Raw genomic sequence first — 23,338 nt, 5'->3', positions numbered from 1 at the left:
GTGCGATCCGCCACGGCCGATCATGCGGCTGAACGCCAGGATTCGCTTCGTCGTGCTTGTCCTCGCTGGCCGTAGCAGGTTCAATGCGGTTCCCACGGATGGAGATTCTCCATGCCCCGCGTTCTCCCCCTCACCGCCCTGCTGCTGGCCGCATTGGCCAGCGCGCCCGCCTTCGCTTCGATCACGGTGGCCCCGCAGAAGCCTTCGGCCACCGCCGATGCAGTACACGCGGCGTACGCCACGCGTTGGGATGAGGCCATCCAGCAGGCACGCGACGGCAACACGCTGGGTGCGCTGATCAGCATGGAGCGGCTGATGGAAGATCCGTTGCTGGACGACTTCGATGCCGAGCATCGCGGCCGCGCCTCGCAGGTCGCCGGCTGGACCGCGCTGATGCAGAAGAAGCCGGACCAGGCCCGCCGCTACCTGCAGCGGGCGCAGGAGGCCCTGCCGGAGGATGCACAGATCCTGCTCACCCAGGTGTCGGTGGAACTGTCGGACAACCAGCCGGCCGCAGCCACCACTTTCCTGGTGAAGGCACTGCAGCACGCCGACGCACCGCTGTCGATCGATCACCACGCCATCAACTACCTGCAGTACCGCCTGCGTGAGCAGCCGCAGAAGCGCATGGACCTGCTGCAGGCGCTGTTTGACAACGGCTGGAAGAGTGGCGGCCTGGAACCCACCGGGCTGTGGCTGGCGCTGGCCACGCTGCAGGCCGACAACGGCCGTGGCGACAGCATTCCGGCCACGCTGGCGCGGATCGACAGCCCGGCCGAGATCATCCGCCTGCGCAGCGACAAGCGCTTTGATCGCTATGTCGATCGCGGTGACGCGCGTTTCGATCCGGTGCAGGCGGCACAGCGCCACCTCGATGAACTGCGTGTTTCCGGCCTGCTCGACCGCGCACTGGACGCGCGCATGGCCGAGTTCAGCACCACCTTGCTGATGCTGGACCGCAACGAGGAAGTGCTGTCGTTGACCGAGGGCATGGCCGGTGCCGCCAGCAACGGCGAATCGCCTGCCGCTGCGGAGGCGGAATGGGTGGCCTGGCTGCTCAACAGCCGGCTCACCGCACTGCGCCGGCTGGGCCGCACCGATGAGGCACTGGCCACGGCGAAACAGGCCGCCCGCATCGGCGCGCTCGGCCCGGATGGTGTCGAGCACCAGATGAATGTCGGCTTCGTGTTCAGTTCGCTGGGGCGCATGCAGGACGCTGCGCAGGCAGTGAATGACATGCCGGGCCTCGCCGGTTACGGCAAGGCCGCACAGGCGCTGCTGCAGTTCGCCGCCGCCCGCGAGCGCGGCGATGCCAAGGCGCGCGATGCAGCACGCGCGGTGATCCTGGCCCAGCGCGACGATGCCCGCCTGTTCCATCGCGAAATGCTGCTGGAGGAAGGCGACCTGGACGGTGCCGCCGCCGTGCTGATCGAACAGCTGCGCTCGCCGGTTGAACGCGGTGAAACCCTGGCCAGCCTGCAGGACATGCGCACCTATCCGTCATTGCCGGGCGATGTGCGCATCGATGCCGCGTGGCGTGCACTCAAGCAGCGTGCCGACGTGCAGGCGGAGGTGGCACGCGTCGGCCGCATCGAGCGCTACGACTTGGTCAGCACTTCCACCTCGCGCTGAGTCCCTGCTAGCGGGCTGGTACTTCGGTGCGGATGCCCATCGCTTCGCGGTAGCGCGCGTACAGCGCCATCACCTTGTCCACATAGGCCAGGGTTTCGGCGTAGGGCGGCACGCCCTTGTAGCGGGTGACCGCACCGATGCCCGCGTTGTAGGCAGCCGCCGCCAACGGGCGATCGCCGTTGTAACGGCGCAGCAGCGCGCGCATGTAGCGTGCGCCGCCCTCGATCGACTGCTGTGGCGAGAACGGATCGCGCACGCCATATTCCTGTGCGGTCTCCGGCATCAACTGCATCACGCCCTGTGCGCCCTTGGTCGAGACCGCCAGCGGATCGAAATTGCTTTCGGCATGGGCGATCGCGCGCAGCCAGGCATCATCGACGCCGGTGGCTTTGGCCGCGGCCTTGAACTGCCTGGCGTGCTGCGCGAGCTGCGGCTTGCCGACCTTGCCCAGGCCCTCGTGCGCCGGCTCGCCCGGCGGCGTGGCCACGGTGAACTTCAGGAATACCCGCGAGCCGGGCAGGTTGCGGGTGGAATAGACCAGCACGCCGTCCTGCTCGCGCTCGTACAGCACACCACTGAACACGCCCATGTTGCCCCACAGGTTCGGGGCCTGGATGGCGTTGTCGTCGATCTCCTTCGGCGTGCACCGCGATCCCGGCTCCGGTGCGGTAGCCAGGCTGACGGTGTTGCCCTGCACGCAGCGATAGACCGTGCGCGCGGCAGCCATCCCGGGCCACAGGATGGGCAGCAGCACCAGTGCAAGCAGGAGAGGTCGATGGGACATGGCGGCCGGATGATCCGGCGGCGCCCGCGAATGTTGGGTGAATGGGGGCCGGCAGGGCTACGCCCTGCACCCGCGGTAGTGCCGGCCGCTGGCCGGCAACCTCAACAGCAACAGCCGTTTTCCCGCGAGGAGGCGGGGTGGGTCCCGCGACCTGCCGGGGTCAGATCCCGTTGCTGACCAACGGGATCTGACCCCACTTCGGATCACTTCGCGGCCCTCCGGCGCACCCAATACCCCGCGCCCAGCAGCACGAACCACACCGGGCTGGCGATCAGCGCCTGGCGGGTGTCGCCCTGCAGGCTCAGCAGCACCAGCACGGCGGCGAAGAACACCAGGCAGGCCCAGCACATGGCAACGCCGCCGGGCATCTTGAAGATCGAGGCAGCGTGGCGCTCCGGGTAGCGGCGGCGATAGGCCATGTAGGCCACCAGGATCAGCGACCAGACGAAGATGAACAGCACCGTGGCCAGCGTCGTCACCAGGGTGAAGGCGGTCACCAGGTTCGGAATCAGGTAGATCAGCAGCGTGCCGCCCAGCAGGCACAGGCACGAGAACAGCAGGCCTCGGGCGGGCACGGCAGCGCGTGACAACTTCGACAGCCCGCGCGGGGCGTGCCCCTCTTCGGCCAGGCCGTACAGCATGCGGCTGGTGGAGAAGATGCCACTGTTGGCCGAGGACGTGGCCGAGGTCAGCACCACGAAATTGATCAGGCTGGCGGCGGCGGGAATGCCGGCCAGCACGAACAGCTGCACGAACGGGCTCTTGTCCGGCACCACCTGGCGCCACGGGGTGACCGCCATGATCGCGATCAGCGCCAGCACATAGAAGATGATGATGCGCACCGGGATCGAGTTGATTGCCTTGGGCAGGTTGCGCTCGGGATCGGCGGTTTCGGCGGCGGTGGTGCCGACCAGCTCGATGCCGACGAAGGCGAACACCGCAATCTGGAACCCGGCGAAGAAGCCGACCAGGCCCATCGGGAACATGCCGCCGTCATTCCACAGGTTCGACAGCGACGCGGTGTGGCCGCTGGGTGAAGTGAAGCCCCACACCACCAGCCCGGCGCCGGTGATGATCAGCGCACAGATCGCCACGATCTTGATCAGCGCGAACCAGAATTCCATTTCACCGAACAGCTTCACCGTCACCAGGTTCAACGCCAGCAGCAGCATCACGCAGGCCAGCGCCGGTTTCCAGGCCTCAAGCCCGGGGAACCAGAACTGTGCGTAGGCGGCAATCGCGATCACGTCGGCAATCGCGGTGACGATCCAGCAGAACCAGTAGGTCCATCCACAGAAGAACCCGGCCCAGGGGCCGAGCAGGTCGGTGGAGAAGTCGATGAAGGATTTGTACTGCAGGTTGGACAGCAGCAGCTCGCCCATCGCACGCATCACGAAGAACAGCATCGCGCCGATGATCAGGTAGACGAAGACGATGGACGGGCCGGCCAGGCTGATGGTCTTGCCCGAGCCCATGAACAGGCCGGTGCCGATGGCACCGCCGATGGCGATCAGTTGCAGGTGGCGGTTGGACAGGCTGCGGCGCAGGTGCTCGGGGGCGTGGCGGGCTCGGTCATGGGCGCGGGAAGGGGCGGGCGAAGCGTTCGACGGTAGTCCTCCGCGGCGCCGAGCGCCAGCGCCAGACGGCCCCATTGCGTCAAAGCAGGCCGCTTTCACCACAATGTGACCGAATACCGTATTGATCCCATTCCGCCCGGCCCGGTGCCATGCTCAGATAGCCGCACCTGCCCAAGGACCGGCCCGACCATGCGCCCTGCCCCGCCCGCCCTACTGGAGCCCCGGCCATGAGCCGCCTGCGCGTCATCATCGGCGGTACCGCACTGGCCCTGCTGGCCGCTGCGGTGCCGATCGCGGTCATGGCCTACGCCACCTGGGACCGCGCGGTCAGCGTCGAACAGCAGCGCCTGCGCGACATCGCCGATCGCACCCTGCGCCGCTCCGACCTGTCCTACCAGGAGGCGCTGGCGGCGCTGAAATCCGCCGAAGCCGGTACCTACGTGTCCTGCAGCCCCGAGCACATCCGGCGCATGCAGACCCTGGTAATGACCACCCCATCGATTGACCAGATGGGCTACTTCGAAGGAGGCAAGCTGCGCTGCACCTCCTGGGGGCCGTTCCTGTCGGATGTGGATCAGCCCAGGCCGGACCACGTCACCAGCGACGGCGCCGGCATCGCAGTGGACGTGCGCCCGGAAATCAGCGGGCGACGCCAGGTGCTGGCGATCCTGTATGGGTCCTACGACGCTCTGGTGGACCCACGCCGCTTCGTCGATGTCATCGCCGACCCGAATGTGCGGCTGGCACTGGCCAGCCCCGATGGACGCCTGCTGGCCAAACAGCCTGGCCTGGATCCGGACCTGCTGCAGGCACTGCTGCGCGACCCGGGCGAAGGCCTGGACCACACCACGCTGTTCGCTACCGCGCGCAACGAGGAATGGCTGGCCGTCGCCACTACACCGCGCACCGCGCTTGCCGCGGCCTTCCGCCAACAGGCCTGGCTGTACGTGCCGGTGGGCCTGCTGCTGGCCGCCGCCGGGGCCGGGCTGGTGATCTGGCTGTCGCGGCGCCGCCTTTCCCTGCGCGGCGAACTGGCCACCGCCATCCGCCGCCGCGAGCTGTACCTGCATTACCAGCCGATCATCGAACTGGACACCGGCATCTGCGTCGGCGCCGAGGCGCTGGTGCGCTGGCAACGCCCGGATGGCCCCCAGGTGCGCCCTGACCTGTTCATTCCACTGGCCGAAGAGGCCGGCATGATCGCCGACGTCACCGACCTGGTGATCGAGAACGTGGTGCGCGACATGCGCGAGCTGCTGGTCGCCGACCGCAGCGCGCACATCGCGATCAACCTCGCCGCCGAAGACATCAGCAGCGGTCGCGCCCTGAAGATGATCTCCCGGCACATGGCCGGCAGCGGCATCCTGCCGCAGCAGATCTGGATGGAGGCCACCGAACGTGGCTTCCTCGATCTGGACCGCGCGCGCACCATGCTCGCCGCCGCCCGCCGCGCCGGCCACAGCGTGGCCATCGATGATTTCGGGGTCGGCTTCTCCAGCCTGCAATACCTGCAGCAGCTGCCACTGGATGCGCTGAAGATCGACAAATCATTCATCGATGCGATCGGTACCGAAAGCGCCACCAGCCCGGTCACGCCGCACATCATCGACATGGCCAAGGAGCTGGGCCTGTGGGTGGTGGCCGAGGGCGTGGAAACCGAAGCGCAGCTGGCCTACCTGCACAGCCGGCATGTGGAATTCGGACAGGGCTGGCTGTTCTCGCGGCCGCTGCCGCGCGATGAGTTCGTCGCCTTCCATCAGAAGCGGCAGCAGCAGTACGGCGCTGCACGCGAACACATGCAGAACCCGCGCAGCGTGCCGATCGAGCAGGTGCCTCTGGAGTGAGGCAACCCGGCAGTGCCGGCCGCTGGCCGGCACCACCTGACCCGTGATTGGCGGCTACGCCCACGCCTTCGGCCGTGCCAGCAACCACGCGGCGGTCACCGCCAGCAACAGCAACGGCAGCCATCCCAGCTGGCGTGGGCCGCTGGCCTGCAGCAGCACCCCGCCTGCCACGCCGCCGGCCGCAATGGCCAGGTTCCAGCCGGTCACCAGCATCGATTGCGCCAGGTCCGCAGCGGCCCCGGCGCGCCGTGCCAAGGCGGTCTGGAACAGGGTCGGCACGGCGCCGAACGCCACGCCCCACAGGATCGTCGCCAGCAGCAGCGCGCTCGCCACGCCTGGCCACACCAGCAGGGCCAGCACCGGAACGATGAAACCGATCACCGCCGCCCACACCAGCGCATGCAGGTAGCGATCCACGCCCCAGCCGGCCATCGCGATGCCAGCAATCGCCGCCATGCCGAAAGCAAGCAGCAGCCGGTCCAGCCACGCACCGGCACCCGCGTCGACGGCCAGCGGCTCGATGTAGGTGTACAGCACGTTGTGCGCCAGCACGTACAGCGCCATCACCAGCAGCGCACTGCGTACACCGGGCAGGCGCCACACGGTCGCCAGCGAAGTGCGTTGCCCGGCCCCAGCGGCCGGCAGCGCAGGCAACGCCCAGCGCGCGTAGGCCAGCAGCAGCAGACCCAGCACGCTCATCGACGCGAACGCCCAGCGCCAGCCGATCTGCTGGCCAAGCAGCGTTCCGGCCGGCACCCCCAACGACAGCGCCAGCGGCGAACCGACCATCGCCACTGCGATGGCCCGTCCCTGCAGCGACGGCACCACCATGCGTGCGGCGTAGCCAGCCACCAGCGACCACAGCAATCCACCGCTCACACCGGCCAGGAAGCGCGCAGCCAGGATCAGCGCGTAACTGCTGCTCAACGCGGTCAGCGTATTGACCACCACGAAGCCGGCGATGGCCGCCAGCAGCAGCGGACGCCGTGGCAGGCGCTGGGTCAGCGCGGTCATCGGCAGTGCGGCCATCACCGAACCCAGCGCATACACGCTCACCAGCTGGCCGACCGCCGCATCACTCACGCCCAGGCTTTCGCCCATCGGCCGCAGCACACCCGCCGGCAGGTTCTCGGTCAACAGGGTGATGAAGCCGCCACCGGCCAAGGCAAGCAGGCCCGCCCACGGCAGGCGCGTGGCCTCGCCGGCCGGACTGGCGGCATCGATGGCATGGCCGCTCATCGCGTTGCCCCCAGGTCGGCATAAATCGCATCGCGCAGGTCATCGACGAAAACGCCATCCATCCCTTCGTACAGGGTGTTGGTCAGCGCCACCACGCTCAGCCCACGCGACGGGTCGACGAACCAGCTGTGCCCGTAGGCACCGCCCCAGCGCCAGCTGCCTTCGCGCTGTGGTGTGCCGCTGGCGGCGGCATCGCGCAGTACCGCAAAGCCCAGCCCGAAGCCCCAGCCGGCCGGTTCCGGGGGCCCCTGCTCGCCCACCTGCGGGCTGGCCATCTGCGCCGCCAGCGCGGGCGGCAGCAGGCCGGAGCGTTGCACGTCGCGCAAAGCCTCCAGCACCGCCATCACCTCATCGGCGGTACCGACCAGGCCGGCGCCGGCCGAAGCGAACCGACTGGCGTCGGTGGCACGTGCGGGACTGAACTCGATGCCCAGCGTTCCCTCGAAAGGTGCGACCACCTCGCCTTCCTGCAGGCGATGCGGTTGCGGCCTGTCGCTCACATACGGCGTGGCCAGCCGCTCTGCATCGCGCGTAACGAACGCGGTATCGCGCAGGCCCAACGGGGCAGCCAGCAGACGCTGGAACAGCGCCTGCAGCGTTTCACCGGTCGCGGCTTCGGCCACCGCACCGGCCACGTCCACGCCCAACGAGTAAAGCCACTGGCTGCCCGGTGCGAACAGCAGTGGCACCTGCGCGATGCGGCGCACGTTCTCGGCCAGGGACACCGGGTTGGCATCCATGCCATCGCTGACGCCAGCGCGCGCGTAGGGTCCCTCCGCATCCGCCTCCAGGAAGCGATAGCCCAGTCCGCTGCTGTGGCTGAGTAGCTGGCGCAGGCTGATCGGCGGCGTGCTGCCATCGGCCAGCGCCGGGCGGAAGTCCGGCAGCCAGCGCTGCACCGGCGCGTCGAGGTCGAGCACGCCTTCAGCCACCAGGCGCAGGATCACCGTGGCCAGCAACGGCTTGCTGACCGATGCCAGCCGGAACAGCTGATCGCGCAGCATCGGCCTGGCCGACTCGCGGTCGGCCAGCCCGCTCGCGCTGGCATGGCGCAGCACGCCGTGCTCGCGCACCAGCACCACCGCACCAACCAGGCGCAACGGATGGACCTGCTGCAGCAGCCGCTGCACCGAAGGCAGCGTCGGTGCAGGTTCAAGGGAAAGAGCGGCATTCATCATGGTGATCCGTGGGGAGAGGCCCGCCACGTTAGGCAGCGCGCGGCGCTGCAAAAAGCCGGTTGCCGCTCCGGGCATCATGGACCATGCAGTCCGCAATCGGCATCATGCCCGGAACTGCAACGCCGCAAGGGCTGCCCGAGGCCCCGCACCACAGTGTTGCGATGGCCGCGCCGCGTGCCGCGATCACCCGCCCCTACCCTGCCGTTTTCATTGCCGGTACGCCCATGTCAGTCCTGGACAACCTCGCCAACCTGCAGACCTTCGTCCACGCCGCCGACACCCGCAGCTTCGTCGAGACCGGGCGCCTGCAGGGCATCTCCGCATCGGCCGCCGGCAAGTGCGTTGCGCGGCTGGAACACGCACTGGGCGTGCGCCTGTTCCACCGCAGCACGCGCAGCATCACCCTCACCGCCGAGGGCCAGCTGTTCCTGGCGCGCTGCCGGCGCATCCTCGACGAACGCGATGCCGCGCGCACCGAACTGGCGCAACCGCACGCTGCACCGAGCGGCACGCTGCGGATCAGCCTGCCATTGGTAGGCGACCTTACCCTGCCGTTGATGGCCGAATTCATGGCCGCGTATCCGGACATCCGCCTCGACCTGGATTTCAGCGACCGGCTGGTCGATGTCATCGAGGAAGGTTTCGATGCGGTGCTGCGCGTTGGCGAACCCAGCGACTCGCGGATGAACGCACGCCGGCTGGGGTATTCCCGCGGCGTGTCGTCGCCTCGCCGGGCTACCTGCAGCGTCGCGGCTTTCCACGCACGCCGGCCGACCTGCTGCAGCACACGTTGCTGCACTACCGCTTCCCCAGCACCGGCAAGCTGGAGCCGTGGCCGATCCACTGGCCCGACCACGAAACACCGCAGGAGCTGCCGGTGCACATGGTGGCCAACACCATCGAGGCGCGGGTGGCGCTGGCGCTGCGCGATACCGGCCTGGCCTTCGTGCCGGTGCACTCGGTACGCGATGCGCTGGCCGACGGCCGCCTGGTCACCGTGCTGGAGGATCATGTGCACTCCTGCGGCACCTTCCACCTGCTGTGGCCGTCGGGCCGACACGTATTGCCGAAGCTGCGGGTGTTCATCGACTTCGTCGGCGCCCGCCTGGACACCGTGCCGTAGCCGCGAGAAATCCACCCATGCCCGGCCCACAGTAGATCCACGCCATGCGTGGATGCTCTTGTAGTGCAGAGCCATCAAACCATTCAGCCAACCCCGCTATACTGGCCGCTCATTCCTCCCAGAGGCTCGCGACCAATGCGCCATTGATGCCGCCGTCTTCCCAACAGACGGCCTGACTCTTCCCGCCCCTGCGCGCAGGGGAGAACCGGCATCCATGGAGGTCGCATGACCACACATTCCCTCACGCTCGATCGCGTGTCGTATCGGCTGGCCGACGGCCGCCCGCTGTTTTCCGATCTGTCGTTTTCCTTCGATCCGGTCGCCACCGGTCTGGTCGGTGCCAATGGCACCGGCAAGAGCGTGCTCGCACGCCTGCTGGCCGGTCGGGTGCGGCCAGAGAACGGGCAGGTGCGCAGCAGCGGCCGCGTGTTCCTGTTGCCGACGCCCGGCTATCCCCCCGCCGGCACGGTCGGTGAACTGGCCGGCGTCGGCGCGGAACTGGCCGCGCTGCAACGCATCGAAGCCGGCAGCGTGGATGATGCCGACTTCGCCTGCGTCGGCGACCATTGGGATCTGCGCGAGCGCCTGCAGCAGCAATGGCAGGCGCTCCGCCTGCCCGACGATCTCGATCCCGCCCAACCCGCCGCGCGTCTCAGTGGCGGCCAGGCCATGCAGGTGGCGCTGTCCGGCGCCTGGGCCAGCGGCGCCGATTGGCTGATCCTGGACGAACCAGCAACCACCTCGATGGCCGCCATCGCCAACAGTTGTACGAACGGTTGCAGCAGTGGCGCGGCGGCCTGCTGGTGATCAGCCATGATCGCGAGCTGCTGGCGCAGATGCAGCAGATCGTCGAGCTCGACGCGCGCGGGCTGCATCGCTATGGCGGCCCGTGGCAGCACTACGCCGACGCGCGGGCCGCCGAACGCGAAGCGGCCGCCGCACAGCTCGACCACGCCCGCGCCCAGCACCGGCAGCAACAGCGCAGCGCGCGCGAGCAGCACGAACGCCAGCAGCAGCGCCAGGCACGTGGCAATCGCGATGCGAAGCAGGCCAACCAGGCACCGATCCTGCTTGGCCGGCAGAAACAGCGTGCAGAGGCCAGCCACGGGCGCGCGCAACAGGTACAGGCCGATCGTCTTCAGGCCAGCGCCGACCAGCTGCGCGCAGCGGCTTCGGCAGTTCACGCCGCGCCGGAGCTGGCGCTGTTCGCCGGTGACGGTGAACGCGGCAACGCACGTCTGCTGCAGGCGGAGTCGCTGGTGCTGCCGCAGGGTTGCAGTGCACCGTTGCAATTGGAGATCCGCCGCGGCCAGCGCATCGCCGTGGTCGGTGACAATGGCAGTGGCAAGTCCACGCTCCTGCGCGTGCTGGCCGGCCAGCTGCCTGCACGCAGCGGCATCGTGCAGCGCCATGCACCACTGGCGCTGCTCGACCAGCAGCTGCTGGGACTGTCCGGCGAACGCAGCATTCTCGACACCGTGCAGGCCGCCAACCCGGTGGCGGATGCGGGTGAGCTTCGCACACGGCTGGCCCTGCTCGGGCTGGACGCACAGCGCATCCAGCGTGCAGCCCACAGCCTCAGTGATGGTGAACGGGTGAAAGGCGCGCTGGCCAGCGTGCTGTATGCAGATCCCGCACCGCAGCTGTTGCTGCTGGACGAGCCGGGCAACGCGCTGGATCTGAGCGCGTTGCAGGCACTGGAAGAACTGCTGGCGGCGTGGCCGGGCGCGCTGCTGATGGTCAGCCACGACCGGCACCTGCTGCAGGCGTTGCGGCCGACCCACGTGCTGCAGGTGGGCACCGGGGGGTGGCAGTGGCGTGACGCCTTGTAGATCCACGCCATGCGTGGACCTGCTGCAGCAGCCGAGCGTCGGCTCGGCTCTACAGGATTGTCCGCAACGGATCGCACTGTAGAGTCGAGCCATGCTCGACTCCGCCATGCATCCATCCACGCGTGGCCTATCGACCAGGGGTAGTGCCGGCCGCTGGCCGGCAACCCATGGATCCTCAGTGCACCGTCACCGCTTCCACACCGGGAATGCCTGCGGCAGCTGTTGCCACAGCAGCGGCCCCGCACGCAGTTCCTGATCGTTGAGCAGGCACGCGTCCAGCTCCGCACGCACCGCGCGCTCATCCATGTGCACGCCAATCACCACCAGCTCCTGGCGGCGGTCGCCCCACAGCGGGTGCCACAGCCGCTGCATCGCCGAATGCGCGGCCGCATCCGGGAAGTCTTCCAGACCCGGCAACGGTGCGCTCCAGCAGTCGGCCTGCTGTCGCGCCCAGCCCAGGTCGCTGTACGGCAGTGGCGTGGGCGGCAGCAATGGCGCGGTGTCCTCCAGCCCAGCCCGCACGCGATCACGCGCGGCGTACCAGAACCCCGCCGCCTGCGTCCGCGTCGCGGCGCCCACGGTGTTCAGCTCGCCCACCCAGTCCATCCGGTTGGCCAGCCAGAACCAGCCCTTGCTGCGGATCACACCGGGCATCCCCGACTGCAGCGCGCGGGCGAAACGCGCGGGATGGAACGGTCGCCGCGAGCGATAGACGAAGCTGGCGATGCCGTACTCCTCGGTTTCGGGCGTGTGCTCGCCACGCAGTTCCTTTACCCAACCCGGCGCACGTTGCGCACGCTCGTAGTCGAAGCGGCCGGTGTCCAGCAGCTCGGCCAGTGGCACGTCACCGAAGCGGGACAGCAGCAGCTTCGCGTCGCGGTTCAGGCCGCGCAGCACGGCCAGCGTGTCCTGCAGCACTTCGTCATCCACCTGGTCGACCTTGCTGACCACGATCACGTCGGCGAACTCGACCTGCTCGCACAGCAGGTCGACCACGCCGCGATCATCATCCGGCCCAGCCTGCTGGCCGCGCTCGGCCAGGCGCAGCGTCGAGCCGAAGTCGGCGAGAAACGCGCTGCCATCCACCACCGTCACCATCGTGTCCAGACGCGCGATGTCACTCAGGCTGAAGCCCTGCTCGTCGCGCACCGCGAACGTGGCCGCCACCGGCATCGGCTCACCGATGCCGGTCGACTCGATCAACAGGTAGTCATAGCGACCGGCGTCGGCCAGGCGCCGCACTTCCTGCAGCAGGTCATCGCGTAGCGTGCAGCAGATGCAGCCATTGCTGAATTCCACCAGCGTCTCTTCGGTGCGGCGCAGCTCGGCGCCGCCGTCGCGCACCAGTTGCGCGTCGATGTTGACCTCACTCATGTCGTTGACGATGACCGCCACACGCAGGCCGGCGCGGTTGCGCAGGATCTGGTTGAGCAGGGTGGTCTTGCCGGCCCCGAGGAAGCCGGACAGCACGGTGACCGGAAGGCGACGGTCGGCGCGGGAAACAGTGTTCATGTCGGAGCAGGTTGGCTGCGGAACGGAAATGTTACTGTATAACAATTGCAGCGCAAGGAACCTCCCCCGATGAAATCACCGTCTGCCGCCCTGCTCGATGCCGGCGCGGTCGCCCTGTCCAGCCTGTGCCTGCTGCACTGCCTGGCACTGCCGCTGCTTGCCGCCGCGCTGCCGCTATTCGGCACGTGGGCCGAAGCGGAATGGGTCCACCTGCTGTTCGTGGCCATCGCCCTGCCGCTGACCGGCTACGCGCTGTGGCGGGCCGAGCGCCGCCATCCGTTGCCGGTGCTGGCCTGGGCCACCGCCGGCGCCGGGCTCGGCCTGCTGCTGGCCGGCGCGCTGGCGTTGCCCTCGCACGACTGGGAAACACCGATGACCGTCACCGGCAGCCTGCTGCTGGCTGCCACGCACATCTGGAACGCGCGGCACCGGCACGGGTAGTGCCGGCCGCTGGCCGGCATCCCCAAGAACACCGCGCGCAGCCCGCAGGTGCCGGCCAGCGGCCGGCACTACCCTTGCTATTTGCCGTAGCGGCGCAGCAGTTCGACCAGCACCTCGGCCTCGGCCGCCCGCTGCTGCGGGTCTTCGGCGCCGACCACATGTTCCTGCAGATGCTCGTGCAGCAGCTCCATCAGCAGGCTGTGGGCGGCACCGCGCACGGCGGCAACCTGCACCAGCACGTCCGCACAGTCGCCGGCCTCACCCTCCGGCCTGTCCAGCGCCTGCTCCAACGCCGCCACCTGGCCGCCGATGCGGCGTACCCGGGTCAGCAGCTGCTTTCGATTCCTGTGTACATGGGCCATGGGCGCATCGTATACCCTATGGGGGTATCCTTCCACCCTCTGGTCTTTCCATGCACCTGGATGCCCTCGCCGCCGCCCGTCGCCACGAACACCGCTTCGACGACGGCAACCCGCTGGCCGAACGCAATACCCGCCGCGCTCTGTGGCTCACCGTCAGCATGATGCTGGTGGAAATTGTCGGCGGCTGGTGGTTCAACTCCATGGCCGTGCTCGCCGACGGCTGGCACATGAGTTCGCACGCACTCGCGCTGGGCCTGGCAGTGTTCGCCTACCGCTGCGCGCGCCGCTACGCGCACGACCCGCGCTTCGCCTTCGGTACCTGGAAGATCGAGATCCTGGCCGGCTATACCAGCGCCATCGCCCTGCTTGGCGTCGCCGCGCTGATGGCGGTGCAATCACTGGAGCGGCTGTGGGTACCGGCAACGATCCACTACAACGAAGCCATCGCCATTGCTGCGGTCGGGCTGGGCGTCAACCTGCTGTGCGCCTGGTGGCTGCACGACAGCCCGGGCCACGTGCATCACCACCACGGGCATGACCATGGCCATCACCACGGCCACAACCACGATCACACCCATGCGCACGGTCACGACCTCAACCTGCGCTCGGCCTATGTGCACGTGCTGGCCGACGCCGCCACCTCGGTGCTGGCCATCATCGCCCTGCTCGGCGGCAAGCTGCTGGGCCTGACCTGGCTGGACCCGGTGATGGGCCTGGTCGGCGCCGTGCTGGTCACGGTGTGGGCGATCGGCCTGCTGCGCGACAGCGGCCGCATCCTGCTCGACGCGCAGATGGACGCGCCGGTGGTGGCCGAAGTACGCGAGGTGATCGAACAGGGCCCGTGGCCGGCGCGCCTGGCCGACCTGCACGTCTGGCAGGTGGGTCGCGGCAAGTACGCGGTCAGCGCCAGCGTGGTCACCAGTGACGCCACGCTGGATGCCGATACCGTGCGCAACGCGCTGGCGATCCATGAAGAGCTGGTGCACGTGACGGTGGAGATCCATCGCAGCGCATGACCCGCGTCCGGTAGTGCCGGCCGCTGGCCGGCACCCCATGAGCACCGCACGCAACCTGCAGGTGCCGGCCAGCGGCCGGCACTACCGCTACAGCTTCAGCATCATCCGCAGCAGGTACATCAGCAGCGGCAGCGCACTCAGCACTGCACCGCCGATGCCGATCCACGGCCAGCGCTCACCGCGCACGCGCGAGGCTACGGCCAGGCCGCCGCCCACCAGCGCCGCACCCAGCACGCCCACGCCCAGCCCTGCGGCCATGCCATTGCCACCCGCAGCGACCGCTGCCTGTGCCGCCACGGTGCCTGCCCCCCACCCCACTGCAATACCCAGCCAACTGGCCACGCCGCACCACGGTGCCTTGCCCTGCGCCATCCGAAAACCCCTGTGTCCTTGCCGAATTTCTGTACGGGCCACGCCCGCATGCCGCCTACACTAGCCGCACCTGCCCTGTAGGGACATCCCATGCGCACGCTCCGCCTGCTGCTGCCCGGTGCCCTCCTGCTGCTGACCGCCGCCTGCAGCGGTGACGCCGGGCTTCCGTTTTCCACCGACCCGCTGCAGGGCTGCTTCGCCACCGGCGCGCGCAAGCCGGCCGACTTCCGCATCGACAAGGAAGGCGGCCAGTACTTCGTCTCCTTCAGCCGCGGCGACCAGTGGCAGCGCGAGCCCAATGCGCTGCACAAGGCCACCCGCAGCGAGATCAGCCGCTACTTCCGCGATGACGCCGAGCAGATCGACAGTGCCCTGATCCGCATGTCCGGCGGCTTCGGCATCTTCCACTTCAACAAGGACGCGACGTTGAAGGGCAAGGCCAGCGATAGTGACTACATGGCGTTGATGCTGATCGGTGCTGGGCCGGTGTATGCGGTGAAGTGCGATTAGCGACACAGACTTTTGAGAAATGTTTGAAATCCAAAGAACTGCGTAATGCAACCAAAAGCACCATTGGGCAAGTAGCGAAGATGGAGCCTCACCCAGAATTGAGAGGCCCAAGTGAAATTGCAGCTAGCCATCATCATGTTCATCGCCTCTGCGTCCGTGCAGGCAGGAGACAGGAGTCCAGCTGTCGGACAAACCGCAGACGAAGCAAAGATCCCGGAAAGAATCGTTCGCAGCGCAGAATGGCCCGACTTCATTGGGGGACGATCAGTGTGGAGCAGTCCCTCACCCGCAACGCGAAGGGACAATATGTATATCGCTACGACGATCAAACGGAAGCGACGAAGCAGTATCACGAGGCTTCCTGCGCAGATCTTGGAATGAACCCTGCCAAGGGCGAGTCCATCACAGTGGGGCCAGGAAGCGCTGCATGGCATTGCTCAAGCATCGATTCGAACAGTGCTAGCGACGCAAGAAGTACTGACTATGTAATCGCCTATGCACCAAATGGACAGGTATCAGCTGGCCAGAACTTCGTTTCCTACGGAACCGTAAGATTCAACAGCCCAGTCAGTGGGAACATCCAGGGTAGCGCGCAAATCGACAACGGAAGGTGCCGGACCTTCTATAGCGAGTACTACCCACCGAATACCGTGGGAAACCACACCGCAAGAGTACTCTGCTTCGCTCATACTCCGCAGACCATGAATACGTTGATGGAAGGGTGCGTACCGCGCGCCTGCGCAAGCGATCGCGGTTCCATCAGGGCCGACTGATACCAGGCTCCTGCCACGGAGGAAAGGGCGCCAAGGCAAGTGACAGCGCGGCCCGAGAGCCCTGCACAAGGCCAGCGACAGCGACTACATGTCGCTGATACTGATCGGGGCCGAGCCGGTGTATGCGGTGAAGTGCAATTGAACTGTAGAGCCGAGCCCGCGCTCGGCTACTTTTGCGGTAGATCCACGCCATGCGTGGATGCAGGCATGGTGGAGCCATGGGACGACTCGGCTCTACAACAGCTGCGGTACCATGCCCTCCCCCCCGAACCGCCCCGGTACCCGCCGTGCCCCATTACACCGGCCCCCTGCTGACCCGCGACAGCGCCGACACCCTGCGCCGTGCCCGTGACAAGGGCGCCGCCGACTGGCAGGGCTCGCTCGACCTCGGCCGCAGCCAGGACAGCGTGGCGCTCGATGCGGACGGCTTCCACTTCCGGGGCCAGCCCTACCCGTGGCCGGGCAAGCTGAAGGACCGCACGCTGTACTACTGGGATGGCGAGGAATTCGCGCCGATCTCGCGCTACAGCGGCTCTCTGATCAAGCTGGTGCCGACCGAATGGGGCGCACCGACCTTCGAGATCGACGGCATCAAGATGCTGCCGACCTCGAAGCTGTCGCCGTTCGAGGATGCACGCCGTAAGGTGGAGCTGGTCGCCCCGGCCGGCAAGGTCATCCTCGATACCTGCGGTGGCCTCGGCTACTTCGCTGCCTGTGCGCTGGAAGCCGGTGTCGGCCAGATCCGCTCGTTCGAGAAGAACGCCGATGTGATGTGGCTGCGCACGCTCAACCCGTGGTCGCCGGATCCAGACTCGGCTGCCGCCGGTGGTCGCCTGCAGTTCAGCCACGGTGACGTCTCGCAGCAGATCGAACGGGTGGCCAGCAACAGTGTCGACGCAATCCTGCACGACCCACCGCGCTTCGGCATCGCCGGCGAGCTTTACTCGCAGGTGTTCTACGACCACCTCGCCCGCGTCATCCGCAAGGGCGGTCGCCTGTTCCATTACACCGGCGCGCCGAACAAACTGACCAGCGGCCGCGACGTCCCGCGCGAAGTGGCCAAGCGCCTGGAAAAGGCTGGTTTCAAGGCCGAACTGGCGCTCGACGGCGTGCTGGCCGTCAAGCGCTGAGCCTCACTCCGAATCAACCTTGGCCAGCTTCATCACCCACGCCGGCACCTGCGGTTCGCCGGCGTAGAAGTCCTTCGGCTTGTTCTCCGCCATCGCCCAGCGATGCAGCCAGCTCGGGCCATAGCGGCCGTTGTAGCCTTCCGCACCCCGCGCATACGCCGGGTCACGCATCGCTTCGTCCAGTGAAATGAAGCGATAGCCGCGGCGCTTCGTGGCCGCCACCAGTTCGGCAAGGGTGGCCGCATTGAGCTCGTTGGCGTGCATCAGCCACACCTGCGGCAGCGCGTACCCCAGCAGCGCCTGCGACTGCTTGTCGTAGTAATCCAGCTTGTTCAGCATGTACGGCACGTAGCCCTTGCGCAGCTGCGCCAGCGTCGCGTCGCGCGCCGGCGAATCCGCCTGCTCGTTCATCACGTTGGCATAGGCGAACGCCCACACCCATTCCCCGTTGTCCACCGTCACCGGTGCCACGCGATAGCCATGCTGCTTGAAGAACGCCTCCATCTGCACGCGCTCATCCGCGGTGCGCCCGGCGCGCAGGTAGGGGTGGCGCATCCACTGTGGCGCCTGCCCCTTCTCGGCCAGCAGCGGCCGCAGCACCGTTTCGCCGCGCAGGAAATCCTGCTGGAACGCCGCCACGCCCTTCGCATTCAGATCCATGTGCGAGTACGTGTGGTTGCCCAGCACATAGCCCGCATCGCGCCAGTCGCGCAGCATCTGCACCCGCGCCAGCTGCACCTGTCCATTCACCTCAAGCTTGTTCTCATTGACGAAGCCCACCACCGGCACGCCGGCCTCGCGCAGCTGGGCCATCAACGCTTCGTGCCGCGCCTGCAGATCCGGCGGCACGATCTGGTCCAGCCGTGCCCATGGCAGATCATCGATGGTCACCGCGATACGACGGTCCACCTCGGCGGCGTGTACCGCCAGCGAACACAGCAACAACGGCAACGCACGCAGCAACAAGCGCATCGGGTCTTCCCTGGAGTGGCGAGGCGTCGACTGTAGCGCGATTGCCGCGCGCCGCCGAGCGTGCGCTCTGCATGTCTCGGATCCGGTCAGCCGCGGAGGCCCGTCAGGCCACTGCCGATCGTGCCACCCGGGCCCGCACGATCGCCCGCCACAGGGAGATGCCGCCCACCATCGTCGCCATCAGCAACGCCACCAGCACCAGCGCCAGGTCGTCCGGATTGCGCATCAGCGTTGCGTTCTCGCGCGCCAGGATGTGGAACACCACGGACTGCGCCTGCACCAGCGGGTATCGCCCTCCGCCACCAGGTCCATCAGGCATGCCGTGGGTGACAAGCGCGCCACGCTGTTCCATGCGTTCTCGTACAGGTGCAGCGTCCACCCGGCCAAGCACAGTGCCCCGCCATGCAGCAGCAGCAGCGCCACGTTCGCCGTGCGCAGCCCATCGCGCAGCCACAGCGCGCGGCTCGCGCACACCGCCATCGCACCCAGCAGCGCCAGCACGATGCCCGCCAATGGAATCCAGCTCAATGGCTGCCAGTCGTCCAATGCACCGGCGCGCGCCATCACCTGTTCGGCCATCTGCAACCGCGCCTGCTCATCCGGGCCACCGCACGCCGCGGTGATCGGCTCCAGCAGCAGGTCGACGCGGCAATGGAAGAACCCGGAAGCCAGTGCAACGGACAGCAACGCGACCAGCTGCAGCATCAGCAGGATCGGCCCCTGCCCACAGATGCGGCGGATTCGGGAGGTGGCAGCGCTCATCGGTTCATCCATGACAGCAAAGAGCCATCCTAACCAAGCAGTTCGCACGTGTCGGCTGGCGGATGCGACACACACCACGCAGCGCCGTTACGATGGCACGGTTGTTTGAATGCGAATTTTCCTTGGTATTCCCGATGGTGATGCTGTACCTGATCGTACGAACGCTGCTGCCCCTGCTGGCATTCGTGCTCGCGTGGTACCTGCTCGCGCGCCTGATCGACGCGCGCGTCGCCCGGCTGCCACGCGTCCCGTTGAACCTGCCGGCGCACAGCAGCAGCCCGCGCAGGAAGGATCGGCGCATCTACGCGCGCAAGCTGCGGCGCAAGCCGGGGCTGCGCACGGCGACCCGCGCCGCCGCCGCGCCGCGCAGATGGCGCCTCGCCGCAGCTGTCCTGTCGATAGGCGTGCTGGCCGCCACTGTGGTCGCCATCCCCGATGGTGCGCGCTTCCAGGTGATGGTGGGCAATGTCATTGGCTACCCGGGAACCATCATCGAGGTGCGGGTTCCCGCAGCAGCACAGCCTGTCGTGCTGCAGGCATGGCGCCCCGTACTGGCACACCTGGGAAGGCCCGTGGCGATGCGCTATCCGATTGCTCGCACCGGCGGCGAGCATGAAGCCCATGCGGTGGTGCCCACGCAGGTCCGTCAGCAGGGCGACCAGCTGCAGGTGGCCATCGCACTGCCGGTGGACAGCGAAGTACTGCGTGCCGAACTGGCGCGACAGGCAGGATTGCCGGTCGAGGCGATCAACGTGCAGAGGCGCGACGTAGCGCCATGGCGGGAGTCGGGCTGGCGGCCACTGCCCGGCCCCTAGCGCCGAGACCATGCTCGGCTGCCCTTTGCCCCTTCCCCGAACGGCACGCGCTGCGCGCGCCAGCCGAGCATCGGCTCGGCTCTCCACCAGGCCCGCACCCAGCCTTTGAATCACGACCCACGCGGCAGCTTCGCCGCCCACATGTTGTCCACCAGGTTCGGATAGCGCCGCCCGTTCTCCTCCGCCCGCTGCCGCGCCGCGGCCTTCTGCGCATCCGACAGCGGTTGCGACGTCTGGCCCTTGGGGTTGGGCTTCTTCCACGGGGGTGTTCTGGTCTGGCGCATGGCCGCAGCTTAGCGCTTCAGGAAGTTCAGCAGGGCCAGATTGAAGCGGTCGGCGTGGCTGGTGTTGCAGCCATGTGGCGCGCCTTCCAGGATCACCACTTCGCTGCCCTTGATGGCCTTGTGGGTACGCTGCCCAGAGCCCTCGAACGGCACGATGGCATCGCTGTCACCGTGCAGGACCAGCGTCGGCACCGAGATCTTCTTCAGGTCATCCCGGAAATCGGTCGTAGCAAACGCCTTCATGCAGCCCAGCGCCGCCGCCTGGTCGGATTGATGGCACAGCGCGATCGCCGCCTGGCGCGTCTCTTCGGTCACCATCAACTGGCCATTGGCGCTGAAGAAGTCGCGGGTGAAGCCGTCGAAGAACGCCTCGCGGTCCTTCTCCAATCCGCTGCGCATTTCATCGGCCTTGTCCTGGGTCAGCGGCCCCTCCGGGTTGTCGTCACTGCGCAGCAGGAACGGCGGCACCGCCGCAGCGAACACCACACTGTGCAGGCGATCCTGACCGTGGTTGGCCACGTAGCGCGCCACCTCGCCACCGCCCATAGAGAAACCGACCAGGGTGACATCGCGCAGGTCATGCTCCTCGATCAGCCCCGCCAGGTCCGCCGCCAGCGTGTCGTAGTCATAACCTTCGGCCGGCTTGTCAGAGCGGCCAAAACCACGCCGGTCGTAGCTGATCACCCGATACTGGGCGTCGCGCAGGATCGCCACCTGCGTCTTCCAGGCATCGGCGGACAGCGGCCAGCCGTGGATCAGGATGACCGGGCGGCCATCGCCACCCGTGTCTTCAACGTGCAGGCGGATGCGGGAAGCAGGCATGGGCGCTCCTGTGGAAGGGAAGGAGTGCAGGCTAGTGGCCGTCACCTGTGGCGGCTGTGAGGGAATCCCGGCCGCTCATGACATCCCCTGCACAGGCAACGGCCTCAAAGCTGGAACCGGGCCGCCAATATGGGCATTCATTCCGTGGCAGAGCCGTTTCGTCGGAAGCCGGCTGCAGTGGCCCAAACGCCATGCGAGCCTGCATGAACCCTCCCTGGAGCCTCACCATGCTGCCGCTCACCATGCCCTTGCTGGCCGCCGGCCTCGTTGCCATGCCAGCGCCCGCCGACACCCTGCGCGTGCAGATCCGCCAGGCCGATACCCAGCTCTTCGCTGCGGCCTTCGAGGCCTGCGATGCCGACAAGGCCGCCGCGATGACGACCGACGACATGGAGTTCTTCCATGACAAGGATGGCAAGTCGGCCAGCAGCCGCGAGGACTTCCGCCACAGCGTGGCCAACCTGTGCAGCAGCGCGCGCGAGGGTGGCTGGCAGCTGCGCCGCGAGCTCGTGGAATCTTCGCTGCAGGTGTTTCCGCTGCACGATGAGCGGGCGCTCGAAATCGGCGACCACCGCTTTTACGAGCGCGGCAAGGACGGCGTGGAACGCTGGACCGGCCAGGCCCGCTTCATCCAGGTCTGGCGCCGCGTGGACGGGAACTGGCTGGCCGAACGGGTGATCAGCTATGACCATCGGCCGGCGAACTGACCTTTCCGGCGCCCTTCACCGGCCGGATCTATACTGGCGGGGTTCACCCCGACCCACCGCTACCGTTCGATCGCCATGGCAGAAATCACCCCCAACCACCCCGACTACGGCCTCAACCAGCAGATCCGTCAGGGCGTGGCCGCACTGGACGCCCAGCATGGCCGTGCGTTCGACCAGACCAGCGAACGCCTGACCGCCAGCCTGACCGTGCTCGCCCGCGAACAGGGCCTGCAGCAGGTCGACCACGTGCTGGTCAGCAACGCCACGGCCCAGCACCCGGCCGGGCACAACATCTTCGTGGTGCAGGGCGTACTTCGAAAAGGCACTCTTGCGGCTCTGGTAGCCAAGTACTCCAAGCTTCCCAGCCCCGATTTACTCGCGAGCGAGGCGCGGGCAAACTTTCTCAAGTCGATTCAGGCGAGGGATTTCGATCCATGGTCGATCAGAAGGCCTGGTGACGCACTTATGAGTGTCAGCCGGGATATCGAATTCTCGATCTACCGCAGATACGAGCTCCGCATGAGGGCAGTCGAGATCGCCCAGATTCTGGCAGATCATGACCGCACTGCCACAGCTGCCGTGCGCGGCTTCCCGTCGATGAACTCGATTTTCCTGTCCGCAAGTCAGCAGCGGAAGAGCCGTGCAGGCAAGTCATTCGAAGCGCACTTGGCTGCTATGCTGACGGCCGGAGGCGTGAAGTTCGAAGCGCAGGCAATTCTTGGTCAGCGACGCCCTGACTTCGTCCTACCAGATCAAGCAACCGTGGCCTTGGACAAGAAGCGGCTATATGAGGACGCCGCAATTCTGTCCGCCAAAACCACGCTGCGGGAGCGCTGGAAGCAGATCACTCACGAGCGTTTCAACTGCGCCATCTTCCTTGCGACCGTAGATGATCGAGTTTCCAAGGAAGCGCTGGCAGATCTTCAGAAGGCCGAGATCACGCTTGTTGTACCGGAGTCATTGAAGATGAAGACCAATGAGTCCTTCTATTACAACGATTCAAACGTGATTTCCTTTCGCACATTCTTTGACGAAGAGATCGCTTCCAAACGATCGAAACTTCTATTCAGCGCCTGAATTCCTCAGAATCTCCCCTTGGCGAGTAACAAGGGGTTGTCGCCATGAGATCGAATCCGCGCATGCCACGATCCAGCTGAGAAAGCCGCTAGCTCATTGGCCGATACTGAAGTCTGCACTCGATCGAGCATTTCGAAAAACCGGAGACTCGTGAGAACTGTGATTCATCATAATTGACAGCGCAGATTTAAGCTGATAGACATCACTTCTGTAAAGTTCTGAAGAATCAGCGTTCGTTATGCAAGCCGGCGCCTTACGGGGCGCCCGTCGACAATCGATGTTTCCGCGTGATTTTGCTCTGGCTTCCAAGGAGGATGTAATGCCGCATTACACCGACATTGATGGGGATTCTGGCGTCCACTCGTATGAGTTCGGCCCCGACTGGATCGTAGTCAACTTCACGAAAGGTGGCTCTTATCGCTATGATTCAAGCAAACCTGGATTACCCCATGTAGCTGCGATGATTTCCCTTGCAGAGGCAGGGAACAGCCTAAATTCGTATATAAACAAACATGTACGCAAGAATTATGCTGAAAAACTGAGCTGATTTAATGTCTCATGGCAGATTATTCTA

At 66.8% G+C, this 23,338-nt stretch carries 22 protein-coding genes and 3 pseudogenes; 13 read left to right on the top strand and 12 right to left on the bottom strand.

Translation table 11 applies throughout. The features are described from left to right. Positions 1–111 precede the first annotated feature (111 nt). Entirely contained in the window at positions 112–1,632 is a 1,521-nt protein-coding gene (locus tag DL544_RS02105) for a hypothetical protein (protein ID WP_139726666.1), read from the top strand. Between the two features lie 7 nt (positions 1,633–1,639). Here DL544_RS02105 and DL544_RS02100 read toward each other — a convergent pair whose 3' ends face one another. Together DL544_RS02100 and cycA are read right to left on the bottom strand one after the other, a co-directional pair. Beyond that, positions 1,640–2,416: a lytic transglycosylase domain-containing protein gene (locus DL544_RS02100; protein WP_005415084.1), complete on the bottom strand. Its 777-nt coding sequence runs from the start codon at positions 2,414–2,416 to the stop codon at positions 1,640–1,642. A gap of 203 nt (positions 2,417–2,619) precedes the next feature. Beyond that, entirely contained in the window at positions 2,620–4,068 is a 1,449-nt protein-coding gene (gene cycA, locus DL544_RS02090; RefSeq protein ID WP_139726664.1) for a D-serine/D-alanine/glycine transporter, read from the bottom strand. Positions 4,069–4,220: 152 nt separating this feature from the next. Here cycA and DL544_RS02085 point away from each other — a divergent pair, with 152 nt between their 5' ends. Further along, a complete protein-coding gene (locus DL544_RS02085) occupies positions 4,221–5,837 on the top strand; it encodes an EAL domain-containing protein (RefSeq protein ID WP_139726663.1) in 1,617 nt (538 codons plus the stop codon). A 54-nt stretch (positions 5,838–5,891) separates the two neighbouring features. Here DL544_RS02085 and DL544_RS02080 read toward each other — a convergent pair whose 3' ends face one another. Together DL544_RS02080 and DL544_RS02075 are read right to left on the bottom strand one after the other, a co-directional pair. Next, positions 5,892–7,076, bottom strand: coding sequence for an MFS transporter (locus DL544_RS02080; protein ID WP_139726662.1), 1,185 nt, complete (start codon positions 7,074–7,076; stop codon positions 5,892–5,894). Continuing rightward, a complete protein-coding gene (locus DL544_RS02075) occupies positions 7,073–8,251 on the bottom strand; it encodes a serine hydrolase domain-containing protein (protein WP_139726661.1) in 1,179 nt (392 codons plus the stop codon). The genes DL544_RS02080 and DL544_RS02075 overlap by 4 nt, the downstream gene beginning before the upstream one ends. Positions 8,252–8,478: 227 nt before the next feature. Here DL544_RS02075 and DL544_RS02070 point away from each other — a divergent pair. Both DL544_RS02070 and DL544_RS02065 read left to right on the top strand, forming a co-directional pair. Then, positions 8,479–9,377, top strand: a pseudogene (locus DL544_RS02070) (LysR family transcriptional regulator). 225 nt (positions 9,378–9,602) lie between these two features. Further along, positions 9,603–11,209, top strand: a pseudogene (locus DL544_RS02065) (ATP-binding cassette domain-containing protein). Between the two features lie 186 nt (positions 11,210–11,395). On the opposite strand, the gene DL544_RS02060 reads toward DL544_RS02065, so the two are convergent. After that, a complete protein-coding gene (locus tag DL544_RS02060; RefSeq protein WP_065197339.1) occupies positions 11,396–12,721 on the bottom strand; it encodes a GTP-binding protein in 1,326 nt (441 codons plus the stop codon). A 69-nt stretch (positions 12,722–12,790) separates the two neighbouring features. Between DL544_RS02060 and DL544_RS02055 the strand changes: the two genes are divergently transcribed. Next, positions 12,791–13,162 (top strand): MerC domain-containing protein, encoded by a 372-nt coding sequence (locus DL544_RS02055; RefSeq protein WP_014645760.1) that lies wholly within the window; start codon positions 12,791–12,793, stop codon positions 13,160–13,162. Positions 13,163–13,239: 77 nt separating this feature from the next. On the opposite strand, the gene DL544_RS02050 is transcribed toward DL544_RS02055, so the two are convergent. After that, positions 13,240–13,524: a metal-sensing transcriptional repressor gene (locus DL544_RS02050; RefSeq protein WP_049417302.1), complete on the bottom strand. Its 285-nt coding sequence runs from the start codon at positions 13,522–13,524 to the stop codon at positions 13,240–13,242. A 50-nt stretch (positions 13,525–13,574) separates the two neighbouring features. Between DL544_RS02050 and dmeF the strand changes: the two genes are divergently transcribed. Further along, complete coding sequence (dmeF, locus tag DL544_RS02045; protein ID WP_069139864.1) at positions 13,575–14,540, top strand: CDF family Co(II)/Ni(II) efflux transporter DmeF; 966 nt, start codon at positions 13,575–13,577, stop codon at positions 14,538–14,540. Between the two features lie 87 nt (positions 14,541–14,627). Here dmeF and DL544_RS02040 read toward each other — a convergent pair whose 3' ends face one another. After that, a complete protein-coding gene (locus DL544_RS02040; protein ID WP_005415073.1) occupies positions 14,628–14,912 on the bottom strand; it encodes a hypothetical protein in 285 nt (94 codons plus the stop codon). A 90-nt stretch (positions 14,913–15,002) separates the two neighbouring features. Here DL544_RS02040 and DL544_RS02035 point away from each other — a divergent pair, with 90 nt between their 5' ends. Together DL544_RS02035 and DL544_RS02030 are read left to right on the top strand one after the other, a co-directional pair. Continuing rightward, entirely contained in the window at positions 15,003–15,422 is a 420-nt protein-coding gene (locus DL544_RS02035; RefSeq protein WP_139726660.1) for a hypothetical protein, read from the top strand. A 1,060-nt stretch (positions 15,423–16,482) separates the two neighbouring features. Further along, entirely contained in the window at positions 16,483–17,325 is an 843-nt protein-coding gene (locus DL544_RS02030; RefSeq protein WP_065197336.1) for a class I SAM-dependent methyltransferase, read from the top strand. A gap of 3 nt (positions 17,326–17,328) precedes the next feature. On the opposite strand, the gene DL544_RS02025 is transcribed toward DL544_RS02030, so the two are convergent. The 3 genes from DL544_RS02025 to DL544_RS02020 all read right to left on the bottom strand — a co-directional run bounded on the left by DL544_RS02025 (position 17,329) and on the right by DL544_RS02020 (position 19,059). Then, entirely contained in the window at positions 17,329–18,297 is a 969-nt protein-coding gene (locus tag DL544_RS02025) for a polysaccharide deacetylase family protein (protein ID WP_139726659.1), read from the bottom strand. Between the two features lie 103 nt (positions 18,298–18,400). Then, on the bottom strand, positions 18,401–18,562 hold the full coding sequence (locus tag DL544_RS22300; protein ID WP_479692431.1) for a hypothetical protein: 162 nt from the start codon (positions 18,560–18,562) through the stop codon (positions 18,401–18,403). Then, complete coding sequence (locus tag DL544_RS02020) at positions 18,523–19,059, bottom strand: hypothetical protein (protein WP_479692430.1); 537 nt, start codon at positions 19,057–19,059, stop codon at positions 18,523–18,525. Before DL544_RS02020 ends, DL544_RS22300 begins: the two co-directional genes overlap by 40 nt. Positions 19,060–19,193: 134 nt before the next feature. On the opposite strand from DL544_RS02020, the gene DL544_RS02015 reads away from it, so the two are divergent. Then, positions 19,194–19,874: a hypothetical protein gene (locus DL544_RS02015; protein ID WP_139726658.1), complete on the top strand. Its 681-nt coding sequence runs from the start codon at positions 19,194–19,196 to the stop codon at positions 19,872–19,874. A gap of 110 nt (positions 19,875–19,984) precedes the next feature. On the opposite strand, the gene DL544_RS21205 is transcribed toward DL544_RS02015, so the two are convergent. After that, entirely contained in the window at positions 19,985–20,158 is a 174-nt protein-coding gene (locus DL544_RS21205; protein ID WP_005415066.1) for a hypothetical protein, read from the bottom strand. A gap of 9 nt (positions 20,159–20,167) precedes the next feature. Further along, entirely contained in the window at positions 20,168–20,980 is an 813-nt protein-coding gene (locus DL544_RS02010; protein ID WP_139726657.1) for an alpha/beta fold hydrolase, read from the bottom strand. Between the two features lie 227 nt (positions 20,981–21,207). Between DL544_RS02010 and DL544_RS02005 the strand changes: the two genes are divergently transcribed. The 4 genes and pseudogenes from DL544_RS02005 (at position 21,208) to DL544_RS01995 (ending at position 23,311) form a co-directional block, all read left to right on the top strand. Continuing rightward, positions 21,208–21,687, top strand: coding sequence for a nuclear transport factor 2 family protein (locus DL544_RS02005; RefSeq protein ID WP_139726656.1), 480 nt, complete (start codon positions 21,208–21,210; stop codon positions 21,685–21,687). 75 nt (positions 21,688–21,762) lie between these two features. Next, positions 21,763–21,996, top strand: a pseudogene (locus DL544_RS21505) (XVIPCD domain-containing protein); the annotation flags it as partial. 156 nt (positions 21,997–22,152) lie between these two features. After that, entirely contained in the window at positions 22,153–22,764 is a 612-nt protein-coding gene (locus tag DL544_RS21500; RefSeq protein ID WP_479692441.1) for a type II restriction endonuclease, read from the top strand. A 319-nt stretch (positions 22,765–23,083) separates the two neighbouring features. Beyond that, positions 23,084–23,311, top strand: coding sequence for a hypothetical protein (locus DL544_RS01995; RefSeq protein WP_139726654.1), 228 nt, complete (start codon positions 23,084–23,086; stop codon positions 23,309–23,311). Positions 23,312–23,338 lie beyond the last annotated feature (27 nt).

The sequence above is a fragment of the Stenotrophomonas sp. pho genome (genome assembly GCF_006228405.1).
GTDB lineage: Bacteria > Pseudomonadota > Gammaproteobacteria > Xanthomonadales > Xanthomonadaceae > Stenotrophomonas > Stenotrophomonas sepilia.
This window is presented reverse-complemented; position numbering and strand designations above follow the sequence as displayed.

Bases quoted from the DNA above. Each gene is read 5' to 3' on its own strand.
- DL544_RS21205 (WP_005415066.1), bottom strand. From the start codon at position 20,158: ATGCGCCAGACCAGAACACCCCCGTGGAAGAAGCCCAACCCCAAGGGC.
- DL544_RS02010 (WP_139726657.1), bottom strand. From the start codon at position 20,980: ATGCCTGCTTCCCGCATCCGCCTGCACGTTGAAGACACGGGTGGCGAT.
- DL544_RS02020 (WP_479692430.1), bottom strand. From the start codon at position 19,059: ATGAGCGCTGCCACCTCCCGAATCCGCCGCATCTGTGGGCAGGGGCCG.
- dmeF (WP_069139864.1), top strand. From the start codon at position 13,575: ATGCACCTGGATGCCCTCGCCGCCGCCCGTCGCCACGAACACCGCTTC.
- DL544_RS02085 (WP_139726663.1), top strand. From the start codon at position 4,221: ATGAGCCGCCTGCGCGTCATCATCGGCGGTACCGCACTGGCCCTGCTG.
- DL544_RS02055 (WP_014645760.1), top strand. From the start codon at position 12,791: ATGAAATCACCGTCTGCCGCCCTGCTCGATGCCGGCGCGGTCGCCCTG.
- DL544_RS02005 (WP_139726656.1), top strand. From the start codon at position 21,208: ATGCTGCCGCTCACCATGCCCTTGCTGGCCGCCGGCCTCGTTGCCATG.
- DL544_RS02080 (WP_139726662.1), bottom strand. From the start codon at position 7,076: ATGAGCGGCCATGCCATCGATGCCGCCAGTCCGGCCGGCGAGGCCACG.
- DL544_RS02025 (WP_139726659.1), bottom strand. From the start codon at position 18,297: ATGCGCTTGTTGCTGCGTGCGTTGCCGTTGTTGCTGTGTTCGCTGGCG.
- DL544_RS02015 (WP_139726658.1), top strand. From the start codon at position 19,194: ATGGTGATGCTGTACCTGATCGTACGAACGCTGCTGCCCCTGCTGGCA.
- DL544_RS02075 (WP_139726661.1), bottom strand. From the start codon at position 8,251: ATGAATGCCGCTCTTTCCCTTGAACCTGCACCGACGCTGCCTTCGGTG.
- DL544_RS02050 (WP_049417302.1), bottom strand. From the start codon at position 13,524: ATGGCCCATGTACACAGGAATCGAAAGCAGCTGCTGACCCGGGTACGC.
- DL544_RS02100 (WP_005415084.1), bottom strand. From the start codon at position 2,416: ATGTCCCATCGACCTCTCCTGCTTGCACTGGTGCTGCTGCCCATCCTG.
- cycA (WP_139726664.1), bottom strand. From the start codon at position 4,068: ATGGGGCCGTCTGGCGCTGGCGCTCGGCGCCGCGGAGGACTACCGTCG.
- DL544_RS02060 (WP_065197339.1), bottom strand. From the start codon at position 12,721: ATGAACACTGTTTCCCGCGCCGACCGTCGCCTTCCGGTCACCGTGCTG.
- DL544_RS21500 (WP_479692441.1), top strand. From the start codon at position 22,153: ATGAGTGTCAGCCGGGATATCGAATTCTCGATCTACCGCAGATACGAG.
- DL544_RS02040 (WP_005415073.1), bottom strand. From the start codon at position 14,912: ATGGCGCAGGGCAAGGCACCGTGGTGCGGCGTGGCCAGTTGGCTGGGT.
- DL544_RS02035 (WP_139726660.1), top strand. From the start codon at position 15,003: ATGCGCACGCTCCGCCTGCTGCTGCCCGGTGCCCTCCTGCTGCTGACC.
- DL544_RS01995 (WP_139726654.1), top strand. From the start codon at position 23,084: ATGCCGCATTACACCGACATTGATGGGGATTCTGGCGTCCACTCGTAT.
- DL544_RS02105 (WP_139726666.1), top strand. From the start codon at position 112: ATGCCCCGCGTTCTCCCCCTCACCGCCCTGCTGCTGGCCGCATTGGCC.